23 protein-coding genes are annotated in these 19952 nt (G+C 64.6%); 14 read left to right on the forward strand and 9 right to left on the reverse strand.

Annotated features, from left to right (window positions below; all coding sequences use genetic code 11):
- Nucleotides 1-18 precede the first annotated feature (18 nt).
- Both fabD and ACXMDM_RS01145 read left to right on the forward strand, forming a co-directional pair.
- Nucleotides 19-918, forward strand: a complete 900-nt coding sequence (gene fabD, locus ACXMDM_RS01140; protein ID WP_071800255.1) for an ACP S-malonyltransferase — start codon at nucleotides 19-21, stop codon at nucleotides 916-918.
- Nucleotides 915-1646 (forward strand): lysophospholipid acyltransferase family protein, encoded by a 732-nt coding sequence (locus ACXMDM_RS01145; protein WP_071800256.1) that lies wholly within the window; start codon nucleotides 915-917, stop codon nucleotides 1644-1646. The genes fabD and ACXMDM_RS01145 overlap by 4 nt, the downstream gene beginning before the upstream one ends.
- On the opposite strand, the gene ACXMDM_RS01150 is transcribed toward ACXMDM_RS01145, so the two are convergent.
- From ACXMDM_RS01150 to ACXMDM_RS01160, 3 genes are read right to left on the reverse strand one after another with little or no spacing between them, the layout of a single operon-like run.
- Nucleotides 1561-2172 carry a YdcF family protein gene (locus tag ACXMDM_RS01150; protein ID WP_071800257.1) on the reverse strand — a complete coding sequence of 204 codons (612 nt, stop codon included), beginning with the start codon at nucleotides 2170-2172 and terminating at the stop codon, nucleotides 1561-1563. The two genes, ACXMDM_RS01145 and ACXMDM_RS01150, sit on opposite strands and share 86 nt — an antisense overlap.
- Nucleotides 2172-2828, reverse strand: a complete 657-nt coding sequence (gene tsaB, locus ACXMDM_RS01155; RefSeq protein WP_071800258.1) for a tRNA (adenosine(37)-N6)-threonylcarbamoyltransferase complex dimerization subunit type 1 TsaB — start codon at nucleotides 2826-2828, stop codon at nucleotides 2172-2174. The genes ACXMDM_RS01150 and tsaB overlap by 1 nt, the downstream gene beginning before the upstream one ends.
- Nucleotides 2825-3076 carry a Ycf34 family protein gene (locus ACXMDM_RS01160; protein ID WP_071800259.1) on the reverse strand — a complete coding sequence of 84 codons (252 nt, stop codon included), beginning with the start codon at nucleotides 3074-3076 and terminating at the stop codon, nucleotides 2825-2827. The genes tsaB and ACXMDM_RS01160 overlap by 4 nt, the downstream gene beginning before the upstream one ends.
- On the opposite strand from ACXMDM_RS01160, the gene ACXMDM_RS01165 reads away from it, so the two are divergent.
- From ACXMDM_RS01165 to ACXMDM_RS01175, 3 genes are all read left to right on the forward strand, one after another.
- Nucleotides 3069-4403, forward strand: coding sequence for a tRNA nucleotidyltransferase/poly(A) polymerase-related protein (locus ACXMDM_RS01165; protein WP_259722761.1), 1335 nt, complete (start codon nucleotides 3069-3071; stop codon nucleotides 4401-4403). The two genes, ACXMDM_RS01160 and ACXMDM_RS01165, sit on opposite strands and share 8 nt — an antisense overlap.
- A gap of 176 nt (nucleotides 4404-4579) precedes the next feature.
- The gene (locus tag ACXMDM_RS01170; RefSeq protein WP_071800260.1) at nucleotides 4580-5014 is read left to right on the forward strand and encodes an RNA recognition motif domain-containing protein; all 435 of its coding nucleotides are present in this window, start codon (nucleotides 4580-4582) and stop codon (nucleotides 5012-5014) included.
- 11 nt (nucleotides 5015-5025) lie between these two features.
- The gene (locus tag ACXMDM_RS01175; protein ID WP_233831071.1) at nucleotides 5026-6006 is read left to right on the forward strand and encodes an alpha/beta fold hydrolase; all 981 of its coding nucleotides are present in this window, start codon (nucleotides 5026-5028) and stop codon (nucleotides 6004-6006) included.
- On the opposite strand, the gene ACXMDM_RS01180 is transcribed toward ACXMDM_RS01175, so the two are convergent.
- Nucleotides 5957-6895, reverse strand: coding sequence for a phytoene synthase (locus ACXMDM_RS01180; RefSeq protein WP_071800261.1), 939 nt, complete (start codon nucleotides 6893-6895; stop codon nucleotides 5957-5959). The two genes, ACXMDM_RS01175 and ACXMDM_RS01180, sit on opposite strands and share 50 nt — an antisense overlap.
- On the reverse strand, nucleotides 6892-8286 hold the full coding sequence (gene pds, locus ACXMDM_RS01185) for a 15-cis-phytoene desaturase (protein ID WP_071800262.1): 1395 nt from the start codon (nucleotides 8284-8286) through the stop codon (nucleotides 6892-6894). The genes ACXMDM_RS01180 and pds overlap by 4 nt, the downstream gene beginning before the upstream one ends.
- A gap of 112 nt (nucleotides 8287-8398) precedes the next feature.
- On the opposite strand from pds, the gene ndhM reads away from it, so the two are divergent.
- Together ndhM and ACXMDM_RS01195 are read left to right on the forward strand one after the other, a co-directional pair.
- Complete coding sequence (ndhM, locus tag ACXMDM_RS01190) at nucleotides 8399-8746, forward strand: NAD(P)H-quinone oxidoreductase subunit M (protein ID WP_071800263.1); 348 nt, start codon at nucleotides 8399-8401, stop codon at nucleotides 8744-8746.
- Nucleotide 8747: 1 nt separating this feature from the next.
- Nucleotides 8748-9443 carry a DUF3172 domain-containing protein gene (locus ACXMDM_RS01195; protein WP_071800264.1) on the forward strand — a complete coding sequence of 232 codons (696 nt, stop codon included), beginning with the start codon at nucleotides 8748-8750 and terminating at the stop codon, nucleotides 9441-9443.
- On the opposite strand, the gene ACXMDM_RS01200 is transcribed toward ACXMDM_RS01195, so the two are convergent.
- Entirely contained in the window at nucleotides 9434-10444 is a 1011-nt protein-coding gene (locus ACXMDM_RS01200) for a LysR family transcriptional regulator (protein WP_071800265.1), read from the reverse strand. The genes ACXMDM_RS01195 and ACXMDM_RS01200 overlap by 10 nt on opposite strands.
- Nucleotides 10445-10599: 155 nt before the next feature.
- Between ACXMDM_RS01200 and ACXMDM_RS01205 the strand changes: the two genes are divergently transcribed.
- The 6 genes from ACXMDM_RS01205 to ACXMDM_RS01230 all read left to right on the forward strand — a co-directional run bounded on the left by ACXMDM_RS01205 (nucleotide 10600) and on the right by ACXMDM_RS01230 (nucleotide 17890).
- Complete coding sequence (locus ACXMDM_RS01205; RefSeq protein ID WP_071800266.1) at nucleotides 10600-11301, forward strand: NnrU family protein; 702 nt, start codon at nucleotides 10600-10602, stop codon at nucleotides 11299-11301.
- A gap of 72 nt (nucleotides 11302-11373) precedes the next feature.
- Nucleotides 11374-13386 (forward strand): NAD(P)H-quinone oxidoreductase subunit 5, encoded by a 2013-nt coding sequence (locus ACXMDM_RS01210; RefSeq protein WP_071800267.1) that lies wholly within the window; start codon nucleotides 11374-11376, stop codon nucleotides 13384-13386.
- Nucleotides 13387-13570: 184 nt separating this feature from the next.
- Nucleotides 13571-15145, forward strand: a complete 1575-nt coding sequence (locus ACXMDM_RS01215) for an NAD(P)H-quinone oxidoreductase subunit 4 (protein ID WP_233831249.1) — start codon at nucleotides 13571-13573, stop codon at nucleotides 15143-15145.
- A gap of 122 nt (nucleotides 15146-15267) precedes the next feature.
- Nucleotides 15268-15639, forward strand: a complete 372-nt coding sequence (locus ACXMDM_RS01220) for a LapA family protein (protein WP_071801972.1) — start codon at nucleotides 15268-15270, stop codon at nucleotides 15637-15639.
- 89 nt (nucleotides 15640-15728) lie between these two features.
- A complete protein-coding gene (locus ACXMDM_RS01225; RefSeq protein WP_083544386.1) occupies nucleotides 15729-16655 on the forward strand; it encodes a segregation/condensation protein A in 927 nt (308 codons plus the stop codon).
- Between the two features lie 50 nt (nucleotides 16656-16705).
- Nucleotides 16706-17890 carry a nucleotidyltransferase family protein gene (locus tag ACXMDM_RS01230; protein ID WP_071800268.1) on the forward strand — a complete coding sequence of 395 codons (1185 nt, stop codon included), beginning with the start codon at nucleotides 16706-16708 and terminating at the stop codon, nucleotides 17888-17890.
- Here ACXMDM_RS01230 and ACXMDM_RS01235 read toward each other — a convergent pair.
- Nucleotides 17871-18728 carry a methylenetetrahydrofolate reductase gene (locus tag ACXMDM_RS01235; protein ID WP_233831073.1) on the reverse strand — a complete coding sequence of 286 codons (858 nt, stop codon included), beginning with the start codon at nucleotides 18726-18728 and terminating at the stop codon, nucleotides 17871-17873. The two genes, ACXMDM_RS01230 and ACXMDM_RS01235, sit on opposite strands and share 20 nt — an antisense overlap.
- Nucleotides 18729-18876: 148 nt before the next feature.
- On the opposite strand from ACXMDM_RS01235, the gene pedR reads away from it, so the two are divergent.
- A complete protein-coding gene (gene pedR / locus ACXMDM_RS01240; RefSeq protein ID WP_071800270.1) occupies nucleotides 18877-19137 on the forward strand; it encodes a photosynthetic electron transport-dependent transcriptional regulator PedR in 261 nt (86 codons plus the stop codon).
- 41 nt (nucleotides 19138-19178) lie between these two features.
- Here the strand turns inward: pedR and ACXMDM_RS01245 are convergent, their stop codons facing one another.
- Together ACXMDM_RS01245 and ACXMDM_RS01250 are read right to left on the reverse strand one after the other, a co-directional pair.
- Nucleotides 19179-19436 carry a hypothetical protein gene (locus ACXMDM_RS01245; protein WP_145536905.1) on the reverse strand — a complete coding sequence of 86 codons (258 nt, stop codon included), beginning with the start codon at nucleotides 19434-19436 and terminating at the stop codon, nucleotides 19179-19181.
- Nucleotides 19417-19950 (reverse strand): CYTH domain-containing protein, encoded by a 534-nt coding sequence (locus ACXMDM_RS01250; RefSeq protein WP_071801973.1) that lies wholly within the window; start codon nucleotides 19948-19950, stop codon nucleotides 19417-19419. The genes ACXMDM_RS01245 and ACXMDM_RS01250 overlap by 20 nt, the downstream gene beginning before the upstream one ends.
- Nucleotides 19951-19952 lie beyond the last annotated feature (2 nt).

The following is a 19952-nucleotide window of genomic DNA, read 5'->3' on the forward strand; positions in this document are numbered from 1 at the left end:
GTTCAACGCGCTGCCTCCATGACCATTGCCTGGGTGTTTCCCGGCCAGGGATCACAGAAACTCGGCATGGCTGAAGGCCTGCTGGAGCTCCCTGGCGCCAGGCAGCGCTTCGCGATCGCTTCGGAGCTGCTGGGCCGTGATCTGCTGGCGATCTGCTCCGGCAGCGTCCCGGATCAGCCCGACCAGCTCCACGACCTCAACGACACCCGCAACACCCAGCCCGCCCTGTTTGTGGTGGAAAGTCTGCTGGTGGATGGGCTGCTCGCCCAGGGGCGCACAGCCCAACTGGTGGCGGGCCACAGTCTGGGGGAATTGGTGGCCCTCTATGCCGCCGGTGTTTTTGACGTCGCCACCGGCCTGCGGCTGATCCAGTGCCGCAGCAACCTGATGGCCGCTGCCGGCGGTGGGGCCATGACGGCCGTGATTGGCTTCGATCGCAACGAACTGGAGCGGCTGGTGGCCAGCAGCGACGGGGTGGTGATCGCCAACGACAACAGTGCGGCCCAGGTGGTGATTTCCGGGACACCGGAGGCTGTGGGCGAGGTGAGCCGTGCCCTGCGCTGTAAGCGCGCCATCCCTCTGGCGGTGTCTGGCGCTTTTCACTCGCCGATGATGCAAGAGGCGGCTGCGGCCTTCGCGGCGGAACTGGACGCTGTGCCCTTCGCCACGGCCTCTATCCCGGTGCTGAGCAACACCGATCCCAGCCCCCAGACCAATGGCGAGCTGCTCAAGGAGAGGCTGGCTGGGCAGATGGTGCGTGGCGTTCGCTGGCGCGAAACAATGGCCCAGTTCCAAGCCGAGGGGATCGGCACCGTGGTGGAGATCGGGCCAGGGAACGTGCTCAGCGGCCTGGTCAAACGGGAGCTTGAGGGGGTGGTCAGCGCCCGGATCGCTTGCGCCGAGGATCTGGGCCTTTGAGCAACCTGCCCCTGGTTCCAGATCCCGGCCTGCCCAGGCCGGCCCTGCTGACACCGCGGCCCAGCGTCACCTACCGGCTGATCAGCTCCCTGCTGGTGTTTCCGATCTACCGGCTGCTCTTCCGCGGCCATACGGCAGACAACCGCCAGGTGCCGCTGCAGGGACCGCTGGTGGTGGTCGCCAACCACGGGTCCCATCTCGATCCGCCCCTGCTGGGCCATGCCCTCGGCCGCCCGGTGGCCTTCATGGCCAAGGCCGAACTGTTCAAGGTGCCGCTTCTCGGCGCGATCATCCGGGCCTGTGGGGCCTACCCGGTGTCACGGGGTGCCAGCGACCGTGAGGCGATTCGCGTCGCCATGGCCCGCCTGGCGGAGGGCTGGGCCACCGGCGTGTTTCTCGATGGCACCCGCCAAGCTGACGGTCGGGTGAACGATCCCCAGCTGGGGGCCGCGTTCCTGGCCGCCAGGGCCGGTGCACCCCTGCTGCCTGTCGCGATCGTCAACAGCCACCGGGCCCTGGGTCAGGGGCGGCCCTGGCCACGGCTCGTACCGATCCACATCCGCATCGGTCAGCCGATTGCGCCACCGGCCACGCGCCAGCGCGCCGACCTTGAGGCCACCACCCTTGCCTGCCAGCAACAGATCAACGGCCTACTGGACCAGGGGCTGCTGCCGGCGGCGCCGGTCCGAGCCGCTCTGCCGCCCATTGGCGCAGGTCGCGGCCACTGATCACCCAGACCAGCGCCCGCAGGCCATCCCGCCAGATTTTGCGGCGGCTCTCCGGTGCACAGTCGGCTCCGCAGGGTACCGGCACCGGGCTGAGCTCAATGCCGCGGCTACCGGCGACGATCCGGCCCACCAGCAGCGCCCGCTCCATGTGATCACTGCTGGTCACCAGCAGGACATGGCGAATACCGTCGCGCCGGAGGTCATCCACCACGGTGGTGAAGTTGCTGACGGTGTCTGAGGCGCGGTAGTCGAGCTGGTATTGATTCCGGCCCAGGCCTTCCTGACGCAGCAACCACTGGGCATATTCGGGATTGCTGCCACCGCTCACCATCAGTGGCAGGCCGTAGCGATGGGCCAGCTGGCCGGCGAGCTTTTCGCGGGCCACATCGCCGCCGAGCGCCAGGATCAACTGGGGGCCGGAGCGCGAGGCCGGAGCGAACGGGGGCAAGGGGAAACCCAGCGCCGTGGCGCGAATCAAGCCGGCCACTCCCAAGGCCAGCACCGCCCAGAGCAGGAGCCGCCGCATCAGCCCAACTCCACCGGGCTTGTCGGATAGAGCGGCAACACCGGCTGCCAGGGCGCCGTGATCTGGGCTGCTGCTGCCGCCTGGCTCAAGGCCAGCAGCTGGGCCAGGTCAGCCGCCGGCTCCACCCGGGCCTCCAGGCGCCTGGCCGCCGGCCCTTCCCCAGGGGTGCGCAGCAATCGCGGCGCCTGGAGTTCTTGGAGCCCCCCCGGCACGGCCGGATCCAGCAGATAGCAGCCGGAGACCAGGCCACGACGCGGCAAGGTCTGCTCAATCCAGAACGGTTCAGCGTCGTCGTTGAGCTCACCGGCCAACCAGAGGCGACGGGCGATCAGCAGAAAGCTGCTGAAGCCATCGAGGGGAAGCTGCAATTGCTGGGCCAGGGTGCGGGCCAGGAGCACCGTGAGCCGGGTGCCCGTGAAGCCGCCTGGCCCGGTGGCGACCGCCAGCCGGCCCAGGTGGCTCCAGCGCCGGGCCGGCAGCAACTCCTCGAGGCAGCCCAGCAATTCGTTGCCCAGGGCCCTGCCCAGCGGGTGAGTGGCGATCTGGGCAGCGGCAGGTTCGCCGCCGGGCTGGCGAGCGCCCAATGCCTGCAGGCCCACCGCCAGGGTGTCGCTGCTGCTGTGCAGGGCCAGGAGCAAGGGAGGGTGCTCCGTCATCGCGGCAGCAACTGCCCAGGCCGGAGCCGGAGCCAACGCCCCGGTTCGGCCTTGAAGCTCAGGCAACCCCGCACGTCCCACTCCACACCCACCTGGGCCTGGGGAAGGTCGATCACCTGAACATGGATCCGGGGTTCGATCGGCTGAAAATCGGGGGTCGCACTGAGATGGTCCACACCATGTTGGCGCTCAACCGCGTGATAGGCCTGGCAACGGTCGACCCAGTGGCAGTCCACGCAGATGCACATCCCCCAGCGGCCCACGGATCGCTCCATTCTGGGGTGGAGTGAGCAGGGTGCATCGGGCCTGGCCCTAGCCGCCGACCGCCTGCGGCTGGTGTTGGCCACGGACGCCTGGCCCCTGCCGGTTGCCGATCTCCCCGCAGGCTCGGCCCTGGTGGGCGGCGCCGTGCGCGATGGGCTGCTCGGGCGCCTGGCCGCGAGGCCCGACCTGGATCTGGTGGTTCCGGTGGAGGCCATTGCCCTCTGCCAGACACTCAGCCGTCGCCATGGCGGCAGCGCCGTGGTGCTGGACGCCAAGCGGTCGATCGCCAGGCTGGTTTTGAAGGGCTGGAGCATCGATCTGGCACGGCAGGTGGGGGGGAGCCTGGAGGCCGATCTGGCTCGGCGTGACTTTCGCCTCAATGCCCTGGCCCTGCCACTGCGGCCAGGCGCCCCCCTGCTCGATCCCACCGCTGGCCTCAAGGACCTGGCCAATGGACAGGTGGTGGCTGTGGCGGAGGCCAATCTTCGCGAGGATCCTTTGCGCTTGCTGCGGGGGATCCGTCTGGCCGCCGAACTCGGTTTCGCGCTGGGAGAGGAAACCCTGGACTGGATCCAGGCCCATCACCACCTGATCACCCAGGTGGCCCCGGAGCGGGTGCTGGCGGAGCTGGAGAAACTGGCGGGCTGCCCCCATGGGGGCCAGGGTCTGGCTCTGGCCTACGAGAGCCACCTGCTTGAGAGCTGGCGGCCGCGTTGGCAGCTGGCCCCCGGCGCCACCGACCAAGGGCCCGATGCGCCCGATCGCGCAGCAACGGCACGCTGCCTGGAGCAGCTGACAACTGAGCAAGCCAGGCTCAGAGGTCTGCTGCCGCCGGAAAGCTCTGCGCCCCTTGGTTTGGCCCGCTTGGCCGTGCTCTTCGATGGCGCTGGCCTCGCCAGGCTGCGGGGCAGCCGCCAACTGCAACAGCGTTGCGAGCGGCTGCACCACTGGTGGCGGCTGTTGGGCCAGGACGACAAAGGGCCCGAGTCGCTTCTCGATAGGTTGCCTGAACCCGAGCGCCTGCGGTTGCACCAGCAGATCGCCGGCGATCTGCCTGCCTTGCTGCTGTTTTTCCCGCCTCCGCTGGCCTTGGCCTGGCTGGAGCGATGGCGTGATCCCGCCGATCCCCTGTTCCATCCCCACCCTCCGCTGGACGGACGCGAGCTGCAGGAACTCCTGGGCCTGGCTCCTTCGCGGCGGCTGGGGCAATTGCTGGGGCACCTCTGCCTAGAGCGGGCCTTCGGCCGGATCAGCAATTCTGAAGAAGCGTTGAAGGCTGCCGCCATCTGGCTGAATGGAACCGCGTCGTGATTTACTGTTATTTGAAGAGGCATTACCAAATGCCTGACCCGTCGTGCCCCAGGGGTGCCGGTTAATCATCAGACTTTTCCATCCATGGATTCCTGGGCCCCTGGCTCCTCGATCCAGCCTGTCGATCGATTGATCAGCGGCCTAGAGCCAGTTGTTTCCATTTCTCCTCTCTTCCCATGAGCGTTCGCCTTTATGTCGGCAATCTGCCGCAAACTTTTGATGCCAAGGAGCTTGAAGCTCTGTTCAAGGCCGTTGGTGAAGGCGTGCGCTTCAAAACCGTTCAAGACCGCGAAACCGGCGCCTGCCGCGGCTTCGGGTTCGCCAATGTCGATGAAGAAAAGCTAGCTGACACCGTGATCGAGCAGCTCAATGGCCGCGATTTCGGCGGCAACACCCTGCGGATTGAGCGGTCCGAGCGCAAGGACGCACGCAGCACCCCCATCGCCGGCGGCAGTGATCGTCGTCCGGCCGGTGGAACCGCCGTGGCCCGCAAGGCCAGCAACAAGGTGGTACATAGCGACACCGTCACCGAAGGCGCCCCTGACCCACGCTGGGCCGGCGAACTCTCGAAGTTGAAGTCGTTGCTCGCCAACCAAACGGCCACGGTCTGATCGCTCTAACCGTGGCGCCAACCTGGCAGTGGCAGGGCCACACGATCGGTTTCAGCCAAGCCGGCCCGGAAGGAGACACTCCTGATCGCTCCACGGTGATCCTGATCCACGGTTTTGGCGCCTGCTCAGCCCACTGGCGTCACAACTTGCCGGTGCTGGCTGAGCGTTTTGATGTGTATGCGCTTGACCTGCTTGGCTTCGGGGCCAGCGCCAAGCCACGCTCCCGGCTCAAGGACGAGCCGCAGCTAGCCGGTTCCGTGCGCTACTGCTTCGATCTCTGGGCCACCCAGGTGTCCGACTTCGTCGCCAGCCTGGAGCCGAATCAGCGCCGGGGGCCCCTGCAGCTGGTGGGCAATTCAATCGGGGGTCTGGTGGCCCTGCGGGCTTGCCAGGTGCTTGAGAGTCGCGGTATCGCCCCCACGCAGGTGATCCTGATCGACTGTGCCCAGCGCACCCTCGATGAGAAGCGCATCGCCAAACTGCCGGCCTTTGAGCGGCGGTTGCGGCCGCTGGTGAAGCAGCTGGTGCGTCAGCGCCGCATCGTGGCGCCCCTGTTCCGAATCCTGGCCCGTCCCTCCTTCATCCGCCAGGTGCTGGCCAAGGCCTATCCCAGTGGCGCCAATATCGACGCCGAGCTCGTGGAGATCCTGCACAGGCCGAGCACCGATCCGGGAGCGGCGGAGAGCTTCCGGGGATTCATCAATCTTTTCGATGATCATCTTGCCCCTGAGCTGTTGGCAGACCTGTCGGTGCCGGTGCGCCTGCTCTGGGGCGAGCGGGACCCCTGGGAAAGCCCGGCGGAAGCGCTGGAGTGGAGTGAACAATTCGACTGCATTCAGGAGCTGAGGGTCCTGCCGGGGCTGGGACATTGCCCCCACGACGAAGCCCCCGAGCAAGTCAACCCGGTTCTGCTCGAATGGCTGAGTTTGGGTGAGAGCGAAATCAGCGCAACTGGGCAATCAGGTAAGAGAAGGGGAGATCAAGCAACTTGAATCCTCTTGGCACGAAAGCGCGACGATTGAAGACGTCGTAGTCATGCCGCTCAATCACCGCGAGGATGCCCCGATACAGGCGCAGCGAGGCCCAGACCGGCCAGCGGGCGTCGGCAGCCAGCCAGCGCACCCCTGCTTCGGATCGGCTGAACCACTGCCGGGCACGCAGCAACTGAAAGGCCATCAGGGCACGCCAGTTGTCATTGATCGTGCCGGCCATCAGGTCAGCCTCTGAATAATTGAATCGGACCAGATCCTCCTGGGGAAGGTAAATACGACCGCGGCTGCGGTCTTCGCCCACATCCCGCAGGATGTTGGTGAGCTGGTTGGCGATGCCGAGGGCAACGGCGGCATTGGAGGTGTCGGGCCGTTCGCTCCAGGGAGCCGAGGTGTAGGCGGGATCCAGACCCATCACTTCCTGCGTCATCAGCCCGACGGTGCCAGCAACGCGATAGCAGTAGAGCTCGAGGTCTTGGAAGCTGGCGTAGCGGTGGCGGAGCAGGTCCATGCGCTGGCCCTCGATCATGTCGAGGTAGGGCTGCAACGGCTGGGGGAACCGCTCGAGCGTGTCGACCATGGCCAGGTCGAGGGAGTCATCCACATGACCGTTGAACAGGGAGCGGGTGCGCGCCTCCCAGAGATCCAGCCGCTCCGCCAGGCAAGCCCCCGGCAAGGCCTGGGCCTGGGGGCTGTCCATCAGCTCGTCGGTGCGGCGACACCAGACGTAGATGGCCCAGATCGCCCGCCGTTTGGCCGGCGGCATCAGCAGCGTGCCGAGGTAGAAGGTTTTCGCCCACTGGGCCGTTTCCTGCCGGCAGGCTTCGTAGGCCTGATCGAGGTTCAGGGAGGATCTGGGTGTGGCTGTTGGGGAAGCAACCAGGACAGTCACACGGTCACCGCAGCGGGCCGGGCGGCGACGCTGACCGCCTCGGCGCAGAGCTTGCCGCTCAGCACGGCACCCTCCATCGAGGCCAGGTAGCGCTGCATGGTGTAGTCACCGGCCAGGAAAAAATTGGCGATCGGCGATTGCTGGGAGGGCCTGAGCTGCTGGCAGCCAGGGACCGATTTGTACACCGACTGCGGCGTCTTGACCACGTGGAACTTGCGCAGGGTGGGCTGGTCGTCGCCGCTGAAGTGGTTGGGGAACAGCCGCTTGAGTTCGCCCATGGTGGCCGCGATGATGTCCGCATCGCTGCGGCCGATCCAGGCCTCGGCAGGGGCAAACACCAGTTCCAGCATGGAACGGTCGGGGTCGGCGTACTCCCGGCAGGTGTTGCTCATGTCGGCGTACACGCTGAGCAGATCGGAACGACTGAACAAAAGGTGGTCGATCTCGGTCAGTTTGCGGTCAAACCAGAGATGAATGTTGATCACCGGAACCCCCTTGAGGCCCTCCAGCTTCTGGAAATAGGGCATCGACCGCCAGGTTTCGGGTACCAGCAGCTTGAGGGGATCGACCGGCAGGGCGCTGACATAGGCATCGGCTTCCACCTCCAAAGGCTCGTTGCCCTTGATTCCGGCGAAGCGGAAACCAGCCACCGAGCCGTCGCCAGCCAGCCGAATCTCGCGCAACGGCCGGTTCAGATGCACCTCCCCCCCTTGTTCGCGGATCGCGGCGACGATCGGTTCACACAGGCGCTCGGGCGGGTTGCCATCAAGGAACGCCATCTTTGAACCGTTTTTCTCCTGCAGGAAGCGGTTGAGGGCCGTGAGCAGCACCGTGCTGGAGATTTCATCGGGATTGATGAAATTAAGGGCCTTGCTCATCGCAATGAACACCTCGTCGTTGACCCGCTCCGGAATGTTGTGCAGCCGCAGCCAGTCGGTCCAGGAATACTGATCGCAGTCTTCGACGTAGCCCTGACCACGGATCATCGCTGGTACCAGGCCAAGCCCGAACTGGATTTTCTCCGGCCAGGTGAGCATGTCGTTGTTGCCGAGGATCGCCGCCACGCCGTTGAGCGGGGCGGGCAGATCAGGAAAATCGAAGCGGCTGTAGGTGCCGGGATCGTCCTTCTGGTTGAAGATCATCGCGTGGTCCTTCCACTGCAGACGGTCTTCAATGCCGAGTTCGCTGAACAGCTGGAGCATGTTGGGGTAGGCCCCGAAGAAGATGTGCAGACCGGTCTCGTACCAGTCGCCGTCTTCGTCCTGCCAGGCCGCCACCTTGCCGCCGAGCACATCCCTGGCTTCGTAGAGCACGGGGGTGTGGCCTGCGTCGCAGAGGTATTTGGCGCAGGAGAGGCCGGCAAGACCTGCTCCGGCGATGGCGACGCGCATGGGAAATCAAAAACCAAAATCAACCTTAAAAGGCCCAGGCCGCCCAGCGCTGAACGAGAGCTTCCTAAAGTCAGGTCGTGCGTCCTGTTCCGGCACTTCCGCCCCCCCTTTCATGGCCGACGAACTCCTGCTCAAATCGACGACCCGTCACGTACGGCTGTTCACCGCCCGCCTGGAGGAGGAGCAACTCGTGGCCGATCCCTCCAAACTCACCCTCGACCTCGATCCCGACAACGAGTTTCTCTGGGAGCCGGCCGTGGTCGCGACCGTCCAGAAGCGGTTCAAGGACCTGGTGGCGGCCGACGCCGGCAAGGATCTCAGCGAATACAACCTGCGCAGGATCGGCTCCGAGCTGGAGGGCACGATCCGGCAATTGCTGCAGGCCGGCGAGCTGAAGTACAACCCGGATGCCCGGGTCCTGAATTATTCGATGGGATTGCCCCGCAGCCCGGAGGCCTGAGATGAACCGTTCCCGTTTCGACCGCGAGCGTGACCCCTCTTCGGCTCGTAACCGTTCCAGTAGCACCAACGGCGATCGCGACGCCTACGCGGCCTACGACGAGGAGCGCTACGGCGAACGCTCCCGTCCCCGCCGCCAGCCCGGCCGGGCCGGCATCGAGAGCAACGGCGCAAGCGGCGTCGGAGCGGCTCCTGCCCAGCCCTTCAAGTTCAATGTGGCCACCATGGCCGTGCTCGCCGGCGTGCTGGTGGTTGGCATCGGCATCGGCACCGCCCTCTCCAGCAACACGGTGGGCAACCAGGGCAACATCGCCAGCAGCCAGCAGCTCGACCTCGCCGTCCCGGATCCGGAGTTCTGCAAGCAGTGGGGTGCGAGTGCCTTCGTGAACGACATCGAGCTCTACACGACCATGAACCCGAGCAGCAGTTTCGTGACCCAGCCGACCCTGCAGGCCGGTTGCGTGATCCGCCGGGAAAACTGGAGCGTGTTGCAGAAGGAAGGCGCCGTGACCGCCGAGCAGATGCGCCAGTGCAAGCAGCGCATGAACACCTTTGCCTACATCGGCTCGATCCGGGACAGCCCAGTGGTCCGCTGCGTCTACCAGACCGACATCAGCGGCAACAAATTCCAGACCCGCGGCATCGCCGGAGCCGCCGATGACGCCGTCGGGATCACCCCCGAAGGGGATCAGTTCTGAGCCGCTGCGCTCTGGGCCGTCGCTGCAGCCAGCACTTCGGGGCTGGCTGCAGGCTTGGCTGGCTGGCGTAGGGGGCTATCCGGGCTGGCGAACTCAGGCAGCACTTCGCGGCGGAAAGCTTCAGAGGCCCTGGAGCAATAGCGGGCTGGGTGGGTGATCAACTTCAGCTGACGCCGCACCAGCAAGTCGGCCACGGGGAGCCGTTGCAGGCTGCCGGTCGCCAGCTCCCGCTCGATCGAGACCACCGGCAGGAAGGCCGCTCCCAGACCAGACTGGACAGCATTTTTGATCGCCTCAAAGGAGTTGAGCTCCATCTCGATCTTGAGACGTTGCAACTCCAGGCCGGAGCGCGAGAGCAGATGGTCCACCATTTTCCGGGTGGTCGACTGGGCATCAAGGCAGACGAAGCCAAGGCGGTAGAGGTCGTCTTTGTGCAGCTCGCTCAGGCGCGACAACGGATGCTTGACCGGCAGTACCAGGGCAAGTTCATCGTTGGCGTAGGGAACCACCTGCAGCAGGTCGTTGAGCTCAGACGGCAGCTCGCCGCCGATGATCGCCAGATCCACCTGGCCATTGGCCACGCTCCAGCTGGTGCGCCGGGTGCTGTGCACCTGCAGCTGCACCGCCACATCGGGATACTTCTGGCGGAACAGGCCGATCATCCGCGGCATCAGATAGGTGCCCGTGGTCTGGCTGGCACCCACCACCAACGACCCCCCCTTGAGGTTGTGGAGATCCTCGATTGAGCGGCAGGCCTCCTGACACTGGCCGAGGATCCGGTCGCAGTAGCTCAACAGAAGGTGGCCGGCTTCGGTGAGCTGGGCCTTGCGGCCGCCCCGATCAAACAGGGAAACATCCAGCTGCTTCTCCAGATTCTGGATCTGCAGGCTGACCGCCGGCTGGGTCACGTAGAGGCTGTCCGCCGCCTTCTTGAAGCTGCCCTCGCTGGCAATGGCCCGCAGGATGCGCAGCTGATCGAGGGTGAAGGGCAGATCAGCCATGGAATGACCCGTGGGGCTTGCTCCAGCTGAGTGGGCGAACTCTAAGGGAAACCTTGCGGGTGAACCAAGCGGAGCAGCAGAGGGCAACAGGCCGTCAGAATCCGCCCAGCTGCGGCCGTTGCTTGCCCCTTGCAGACCACCAGTCCAGCCTGGAGATGCTGGCCCTCCTGTTCGCTTTCGCCGTAATCCACAGCGGCGGTGCGGCCCTGCGCGTCTGGGGGGAGAAGCGGATTGGCGCCCGGGCCTGGCGGCTGCTGTTCGCCGCGCTCAGCATTCCATCGGCCGTGCTGGTGATCGGCTATTTCCTCGCCCATCGCTACGACGGCGTGCGGCTCTGGAACCTGCAGGGCAGCGCCGGGCTGATCCCCCTGATCTGGATCGGCACGGCGATCAGCTTCTTCTTCCTCTATCCGGCCACCTACAACCTGCTGGAGATCCCGGCGCTGCTCAAACCTGAGCAGCGGCTCTATGCCACCGGCATCATCCGGATCAGCCGCCACCCCCAGGCCGTTGGCCAGGTGCTCTGGTGTGCGACCCACCTGCTCTGGATCGGCAGCAGTTTCACGCTGGTCACCTGTGTGGGGCTGATCGCCCATCACCTGTTCGCCATCTGGCACGGCGATCGGCGCCTGGCTGCCCGCTACGGACCGGCCTTCGCTGCCGTCAAGGCCAACACCTCGGTGCTTCCGTTTCGAGCCGTGCTCGATGGGCGCCAGTCGCTGGTGCCCGCTGAATTCCTGCGGCCCTCCCAGCTGGGCATCGCCATCGCCATCGGCGGGCTCTGGTGGAGCCATCGCTACATCGGCCTTGCCGCCAGCAGCTTCAGCGACGGTCCGCTCGGCGCTGCCCTGGGCTGAGCGCGGTCGCTCACACAGCCCGAAGCAGACCTGGAGGTCTGCTTACACTCCGGGGGACTGCCCAGGGACTGGATGACATCGGCCTCGGAACTCGCCTGGTTGATTCCAGTGCTACCCCTGCTGGGGGCAGCGCTGATCGGCCTCAGCCTGATCAGCTTCAATCGCACCATCAACAGGTTGCGCAAACCTGTTGCTGTTTTCCTGATCAGCTGCGTCGGGGCCGCCGCCGTGCTCAGTTACGCGGTGCTGATCGAGCAGATCGGCGGCGCGCCGCCCACGGAAGTGCTGTTCGACTGGGCCAGTGCCGGCAGCTTCAATCTGCAGATGGGCTTCCGGGTCGATGCGCTTGGCGCCGTGATGCTGGCCCTGGTGACCACCATCGCCGTGCTGGTGATGGTGTACTCGGATGGCTACATGGCCCATGACAAGAGTTATGTGCGCTTTTTCACCTATCTGGCCCTTTTCAGCAGCTCGATGCTGGGCCTGGTGATCAGCCCCAACCTGCTCGAGATCTACGTGTTCTGGGAGCTGGTGGGCATGAGCTCCTACCTGCTGATCGGCTTCTGGTATGACCGCGATGGTGCCGCCAACGCCGCCCAGAAGGCCTTTGTGGTCAACCGGGTGGGTGATTTCGGCCTGCTGCTCGGCATCCTCGGCCTGTTCTGGGCCACCGGCAGCTTCGGCTTCGAGGACATCGGCCTCCGCCTCAGCCAGGCCCTGGCCGATGGCAGCGTCTCTCACCCGGCGGCGGTGATCCTCTGCCTGTTGGTGTTCATGGGGCCGATGGCCAAATCGGCCCAGTTCCCGCTTCATGTCTGGTTGCCCGACGCCATGGAGGGGCCCACCCCGATCTCCGCCCTGATCCATGCGGCCACGATGGTGGCGGCCGGCGTGTTCCTGGTGGCCCGCCTTCAGCCGATCTACATCCAGTTCGAGGAGGTGCAGGCCTTCATTGCCGTGATCGGCACGATCACCTGTTTCCTGGGCGCCTCGATCGCCCTCACCCAGATGGATCTGAAGAAGGGCCTGGCCTACAGCACGGTGTCCCAGCTGGGCTACATGGTCTTAGCGATGGGATGCGGCGCCCCGGTGGCCGGGATGTTCCACCTCGTGACCCACGCCTTCTTCAAGGCCATGTTGTTCCTCTGTTCAGGCTCGGTGATCCACGCCATGGAGGAGGTGGTGGGCCACGAACCGGTTCTCGCCCAGGACATGCGCCTGATGGGAGGTCTGCGCAAGCACATGCCCGTGACGGCCACCACCTTCCTGATCGGCTGCGTGGCGATCAGCGGCATCCCTCCTTTGGCGGGCTTCTGGAGCAAGGACGAGATCCTCGGCCAGGCCTTCAACGCCTTCCCCCTGCTCTGGGCGGTGGGCTTCCTCACCGCCGGCATGACCGCCTTCTACATGTTCCGGCTCTACTTCCTCACCTTTGAGGGGCCGTTCCGAGGCACCGATGCCGCCTTGAAAGCCCAGGTGCTGGCCGATGCCGGCCGGGTGGCAATGGAGGAAGAAGGCCAGGAAGGGCATGGCCAGCACGCCAGCGTTCCCCACGAATCGGGCTGGCAGATGGCAGCCCCGCTTGCGGTTTTGGCGGTGCCTTCCGTGCTGATCGGCCTGCTTGGGACCCCCTGGAACAACCGCTTCGCCAACCTGCTTGACCCCAGTGAGGCCGCCGAGATGGCCGAGCAGTTCAGTTGGGGCGACTTTTTACCTCTGGCCGGCGCCTCGGTGGTGATCTCGCTCACCGGGATCACCGTGGCGGTCCTGGCCTACTCCCTACACAAGCTGGATCTGGCCACGGCCGTGGCGGGCCGCTTCCCCCGCCTCAACGCCTTTCTGGCCAACAAGTGGTACCTCGACGACATCAACGATCGAATTTTCGTCAAGGGCAGCCGCAAGCTCGCTCGCCAGGTGCTGGAGGTTGACGCCAAGGTGGTGGACGGGGTGGTCAACCTCACCGGCCTGCTCACCCTCGGCAGCGGCGAGGGTCTCAAGTACTTCGAAACCGGCCGCGCCCAATTCTATGCACTGATCGTCTTCGGAGGCGTGATTGCCCTGGTGGTGCTGTTCAGCAGCTTCTAGGCCTGCCGCCACTGTGTGTGTCAACCCGTATCTGGGGAGCTCAAGCGCGGCCTGTATTTCTACACTCCGCCCAGAACTGCTTCCGAGGTCTGTGCCGCTGGATTTCTCCGTTGCTCCAGGCGCCCTGGCGGTCCTGGGCGGCGATCACGCAGGGGCCTTCCCCTGGCTCAGCGTCTCGATCCTGATGCCGATCGTGGCCGGGCTGTTGATCCCGTTCATTCCTGATCCCGGCGACGGCAAGACGATTCGCTGGTACGCCCTGGGCGTCGCCCTGCTCACCTTCCTGGTCACCGTTGGGGCCTACCTCAACGGCTACGACCCCTCAGAGGCCGGCCTGCAGCTGATCGAGCGGGTGGAATGGCTGCCCGATCTCGGCCTGGCCTGGTCGGTCGGTGCCGACGGGCTCTCGATGCCCCTGATCCTGCTCACCAGCTTCATCACCGCCCTGGCGGTGCTGGCCGCCTGGCCGGTCACCTTCAAACCGCGGCTGTTCTTCTTCCTGATCCTGGCGATGGATGGCGGCCAGATCGCCGTCTTCGCCGTTCAGGACATGCTTCTGTTCTTCCTGGCCTGGGAGCTGGAACTGCTGCCGGTGTACCTGTTGTTGGCGATCTGGGGGGCCAAGAAGCGCCAGTACGCTGCCACCAAGTTCATCCTTTACACCGCCGGCGGCTCGGTGTTCATCCTGCTGGCGGCCCTGGCCATGGGCTTCCAGGGTGGCGGCCCCCCCAGCTTTGAATACACAGCCCTGGCGGCCAAGGATTTCGGCACGCGCTTTGAGCTGCTGGCCTACGCCGGCCTGCTGATCGCCTTTGGGGTGAAACTGCCGATCGTGCCGCTGCACACCTGGCTGCCTGACGCCCACGGCGAAGCGACCGCGCCCGTGCACATGTTGCTGGCCGGCATCCTGCTGAAGATGGGGGGCTATGCCCTGCTGCGCTTCAACGTGCAGCTGCTGCCCGCAGCCCACGCCCAGTTTGCGCCGTTGCTGGTGGTTCTGGGGGTGGTCAACATCATCTACGCCGCCCTCACCTCCTTCGCCCAGCGCAACCTCAAACGCAAGATCGCCTACAGCTCGATCAGCCACATGGGCTTCGTGCTGATTGGCATCGGCAGCTTCAGCGCCCTCGGCACCAGCGGCGCCATGTTGCAGATGGTCAGCCATGGCCTGATCGGTGCCAGCCTCTTCTTCCTGGTGGGCGCCACCTACGACCGCACCCACACCCTGCAGCTCGATGAGATGGGCGGCGTGGGCCAGAAGATGCGCAAGATGTTCGCCCTCTGGACCGTCTGTTCGCTGGCCTCGCTGGCCCTACCGGGCATGAGCGGTTTCGTCTCGGAGCTGATGGTGTTTGTGGGCTTCGTCACCAGCGAGGCCTACTCTCTCAGCTTCCGCATCGTCATGGCAGGCCTGGCGGCGGTGGGGGTGATTCTGACGCCGATCTACCTGCTCTCCATGCTGCGGGAGATCTTCTTCGGCAAGGAGAACCCCGAGCTGGCGGCCCACAACACCCAGCTGGTGGATGCCGAGCCCCGCGAGATCTACGTGATCTCCTGCCTGCTGGTGCCGATCATCGGCATTGGTCTGTACCCCAGGATCGTCACCGACACCTACCGCGCCTCCATCGAGGCCCTGGTGCTACGCGAGCAATCGGTGATGGCCCGGGTGCTGTCTCCTCCGGAGAACGGGCTGATCCGCAACGCCCAGCCGGTCGAGTGGATGGCCCCCGCCCTGCTCCAGGCCCCGGCCCTGGGCTGAAAGCGCCCGGGGCGCCTGCCTCTGAGCGGTTACGAAACCCTGCGGTTGCCGGCAGCGGATTGCAGAACCAGATCGCCCTGCCTACGCTCCCTGCCAGCAACCAAGACCAGCTGAATCGAGCCATGCGACAGCTGAATTTTCTGTTGATCTTCAGCTTCGGGCTGGCCACGGTGATGTTCACCCTGGAAAACACAGCCCCAACCACCGTTCAGTTCCTGCCGGGCGTGTCAACCACCCTGCCACTGGCGGCCATGTTGCTCGTGGTTGGCGGGATCGGCGCCACGGCCGCCTGGGTGTTCGCCGTCTGGACCGGCGTGGTCAAGAAGGTGGAGCTGGTCCAGTCCCAGAGCGATCGAGAAGCCCAGCGGGTGAAGATCACCGAGCTGGAAGCCGACATTCAGCGCTATCGGGCCACCGTGGATGCCCAGCTAGGCCTGCTGCCAGCAGCTGGGGAGAGTTCCGCACCGGCCGCCGAAGCCGTCACAACCGATTGAGCCCATTGGTCCGCCAGCCAGCTGAGTTCCAGCTGGCTTCTGGCTGCAGCCGGCCAAACCGGGTACGTTGCCCCTAGCGAGGGGAAGGAGTGGCAGACGCAGGCGCCAGGCTGGCCATTCGCCTGCTTCAGGACGCCGCTGAACGTGGCGACATCGACCCGTGGGACGTCGATGTGATCGCCGTTGTGGACGGCTTTCTTGACCAGCTGCGCGGACGCATCGAGGTGCCCCGCCTGATCGCGGCCACCCAGGCCGGACGGGGCGGCAGTTACGAACAGGACTTGGCCGCCTCCAGCGAGGCCTTCCTGGCTGCGGCCGTGCTGGTGGGCCTGAAGGCCGAGGTGCTGGAGCGACAGACGTTCCCAGCGCCGCAGCTGATCGAGGATCCCTTCGGCTGTGATCCGGATGATGAGGACGCAGATTTCGCGGGTTTTGTGTTGCCACGCCGGCCGGAGAGGCAACTCTGGCGCCGGCCGGTGGCACCCCCTCCACTGCAACGGCCGGTCAGCCTCGGTGAACTGATCAGCCAGCTCGAGGACATCGCCGCGCGGCTGGAGCAGGATGGTGGCCGCAACCGCCCCAAACCCAGGAGCCGGCCCTACAGCGAGCGGGAGGCCATCGAACAAGTGGCCTCCCTGGCCCACCGCGAGAAACTGCCAGAAACCACCGCGGCCCTGAGCCTGTTTCTGCAGCAGTGGCCCGCGGCCCTCGCATGGGTCGACTTCGAGCAGCTTGTTGCGGCCTGGGCAGCGTCGGCACCCGCCGATCTCGATCACGATCGGGTGGGGGTGTTCTGGGCCTTGCTGTTTCTCTGCTCCCAGGGCCGACTCGACCTGCAGCAGGAGGGTGGGCTCTTTGGTCCGCTTCAGATCAAGCGGCTGCAGGAGGTGGACCACCTGGAGACTCGGCGGCAGCAACAGCAGCAGCGAACCGACAACGACCCGGCCCCTGTGCTGGAACGCCAACGCACAGCTGGGCCAGCTCCCTTGCCGGCTCGATTGCCAGAGGCCGCCTGATTTTCTTTCATATAGTGATGTCTTGAAGTAACAAATTAAGGAAGGCGCCCATGAAGGCGATGATCCTCGCGGCCGGCAAGGGTACCCGCGTGCGTCCTATTACGCACACCATTCCCAAACCGATGATCCCGATCCTTCAGAAACCCGTCATGGAGTTTCTGCTGGAATTGTTGCGGCAACACGGATTTGACGAGGTGATGGTCAATGTCTCCCACCTGTCCGAAGAAATTGAAAATTATTTTCGCGACGGCCAGCGATTCGGTGTACAGATTGCTTACAGCTTTGAGGGGCGCATCGAAGATGGCGAACTGATCGGCGCCGCCCTTGGCTCGGCTGGAGGAATCAAAAAAGTTCAAACCTTTCAGAAATTTTTTGATGACACCTTTGTGGTGCTCTGCGGCGATGCCCTGATCGATCTTGACCTGACTGAAGCTGTTCGGCGCCACAAGGAAAAGGGTGCAATCGCCAGTCTGGTGACCAAGCGAGTGCCGAAGGATCAAGTCAGCAGCTATGGCGTCGTCGTCACCGATGAAGATTCCAGGGTGGTGACCTTCCAGGAGAAGCCCTCTCTGGAAGATGCCGCCAGCGACATGATCAACACTGGTATTTATATTTTCGAGCCCGAAGTACTCGATCACATCCCCGAAGGTGTTCCCTTCGATATCGGCGCCGACCTTTTCCCAAGGCTGACAGCTGTGGGCGCACCCTTTTATGCCCTGCCGATGGATTTTGAATGGGTCGACATCGGCAAGGTGCCCGACTACTGGCAGGCGATCCGCAGCGTGCTGCTCGGCGATGTTCGCCAGGTGCAGATCCCCGGACGGGAAGTGCGGCCTGGGATCTACGTGGGCCTGAACGTGGCGGCGGACTGGGATCAGATTGATGTGCGCGGCCCGGTCTACGTGGGAGGGATGAGCCGGATTGAACCGGGTGTGACAATCATTGGCCCAGCGATGATCGGCCCGAGCTGCCACATCTGCGAAGGTGCCACAATCGATAACTCGATCATTTTTGAATACTCCCGGATTGGCGCTGGCGTGCGCTTGGTCGAAAAATTGGTGTTCGGGCGCTATTGCGTCGATCGCAATGGTGACCACTTCGATCTTCAAGAAGCAGCCCTGGATTGGCTGATCACCGATGTGCGGCGCCAGGATGTCGCCCAACCCTCCCCCCATCAGAAGGCTTTGGCCGAGCTGCTCGGCACCGATTTCAGCCTCAGCCAGGGCGGAGTCTGAGCGACAGCGGCTCAACTGGAGCAACACCGGCCTTGGCCAGAATCATCGGGATTCGCTCTTCCGCTTTCACCGCCATCAGGTGCACCCCTTGGGCGATCGATTGATAGGTTGCCACCTGTTCGGCGGCGATGTTGATCCCTTCGGCAGCCGGATCTTCAGCGGCGGCGAGACGATCGATCAAGGCCTGGGGAATCAGTGCTCCTGGCACCATCCGGTTCACAAAGGCGGCATTGCGCGCCGACTTCAGCAGAAACACCCCCGCCAGCACCGGCAGACCCAGTGGTGCGGCGATCTCGCCACAGAAGCGCTTCAGGGCCTCCGGTTGCATCACCATCTGCGTCTGCAGAAAGCGGGCACCGGCGGCCTTTTTGCGCCCGACCCTGGTCTTCAGGCCGCTCCAACTGGGCGACTGCGGATCGGCAGCCGCGCCAGCGAACAGGCTGGTGGGGCCGTCGTTCAGCAAGCCTTTGACGGGGTCTTCCCCCGCATTGAAACCTCTGACCAGCTGCAACAGACGCACCGCTTCCAGCTCATTCACGGGGCGAGCCCCGGGTTGATCGCCGGCGCCGACAGGGTCACCGGTCAAGCAGAGCAGATTGCGAATGCCGAGGGCATGGGCTCCGAGCAGTTCGGCCTGGAGGGCAATGCGGTTGCGGTCGCGGCAGGAGAGTTGCAAGACGGGCTCCAGGCCGATGTCAAGCAGCAGGCGGCAGAGGGCCAGGCTGCTCATGCGCATCACCGCCCGGCTGCCATCGGTGACATTGACGGCATGAACAAGGCCTTTCAACCCCGCCGCCACCCTCAAGGTGCGGCCGGGGTCGCCGCCACGCGGCGGCATGACCTCCGCGGTGATCGCGAAGCGACCATCGGCAAGCGCCTGTTGCAGCAACAAAGAAACGGGAGAATCAGACGCTGCCCATCATGCGGCAACAGTGGTCCGGGCGCTTTGGTTGCTTAGAGTGAATCCCCGGAGGCTGGGATCCTTGATGTCCGTACCAGATGGTCTAGCCCAGCTGCCTGGCCCCATTCTTTCCGCGCGTGAGATCGAGATCATCGAGCTGGTGGCCACCGGCCTAACCAACCAGGAAATTGCCTTGCGCTTGATGATCAGCAAACGCACGGTCGATAATCACGTCAGCAATATCTTCAGCAAAACCGGCGCCAAGAACCGGGTCGCCCTGTTGAATTGGGCGATGGATCACGGCAAGATCTGCCGCGATGGCTTCAACTGCTGCAACCTTCCCTGAGCCTCAACCAGCCTGAAGGCGCCGATTCAGCAACCCCGCACTCAGTTGATGCCGGATTGTGACTCCGAGTGTTCGTCAGCGGATAACGCCTGCAGGCAATAGCCGTCGGGAGTGAGCCCGAACAATTCGGCGTAATCCAGGCAGGCAAGGGTGTCCCGTCCAGAGAAACGCAACATACCTTGATCGTCGTAGAGACCGATCATGGAAGGAGACAAGCCGGCAAAGGCAAACAAGGATAAAACCTTAAGACATGGGCTGAAGAGCCCCGCGGCCACCGAGTCATTGTTGATGTGAGCCATCTGGATTTGGTCCGTGTTGATCGGACCAGACAGGTCCGTGTTGATCGGACCAGCAGCTGTAGGGATGGGCTGCCAGGGCCGCATTGCTCCATGGACCTTGGCCGGTCAGCTCAATCCCGCACCACTCTGGCAAGGACAGAGGCTGCTCTGCGTGCTCGAGTTCCACCTCGGCGAGCACCAGAGGCGCATTCTCCGCCTCGAACACATCGACCACCCAGTCACCACCGGGACAATCAAGGCCAAAGCGCTGTTTGCTGAGGCGATGCGCCGCGAGAGCGAGCAGCGCTTCGCCATCGCCAAATGGAATCGGGTACTCGAACTCGTGGCGGGCGATCCCCGTCGCTGCGGCCTTGAGTGTGAGCCAGGCCTGGCCGTCATCACTGAGCCTCACCCGAACGGTAAATCCCTGCTCCGACGACACCAGGTAGCCCTGGCGGAACTGCTGCTGCCAGCAGATGTGCTCGCGCCAGCTGTTCCCCTCAACAAGAAAGCGTCGTTCGATCTCCAGTGCCATCA

The organism is Synechococcus sp. CS-603, assembly GCF_977929215.1.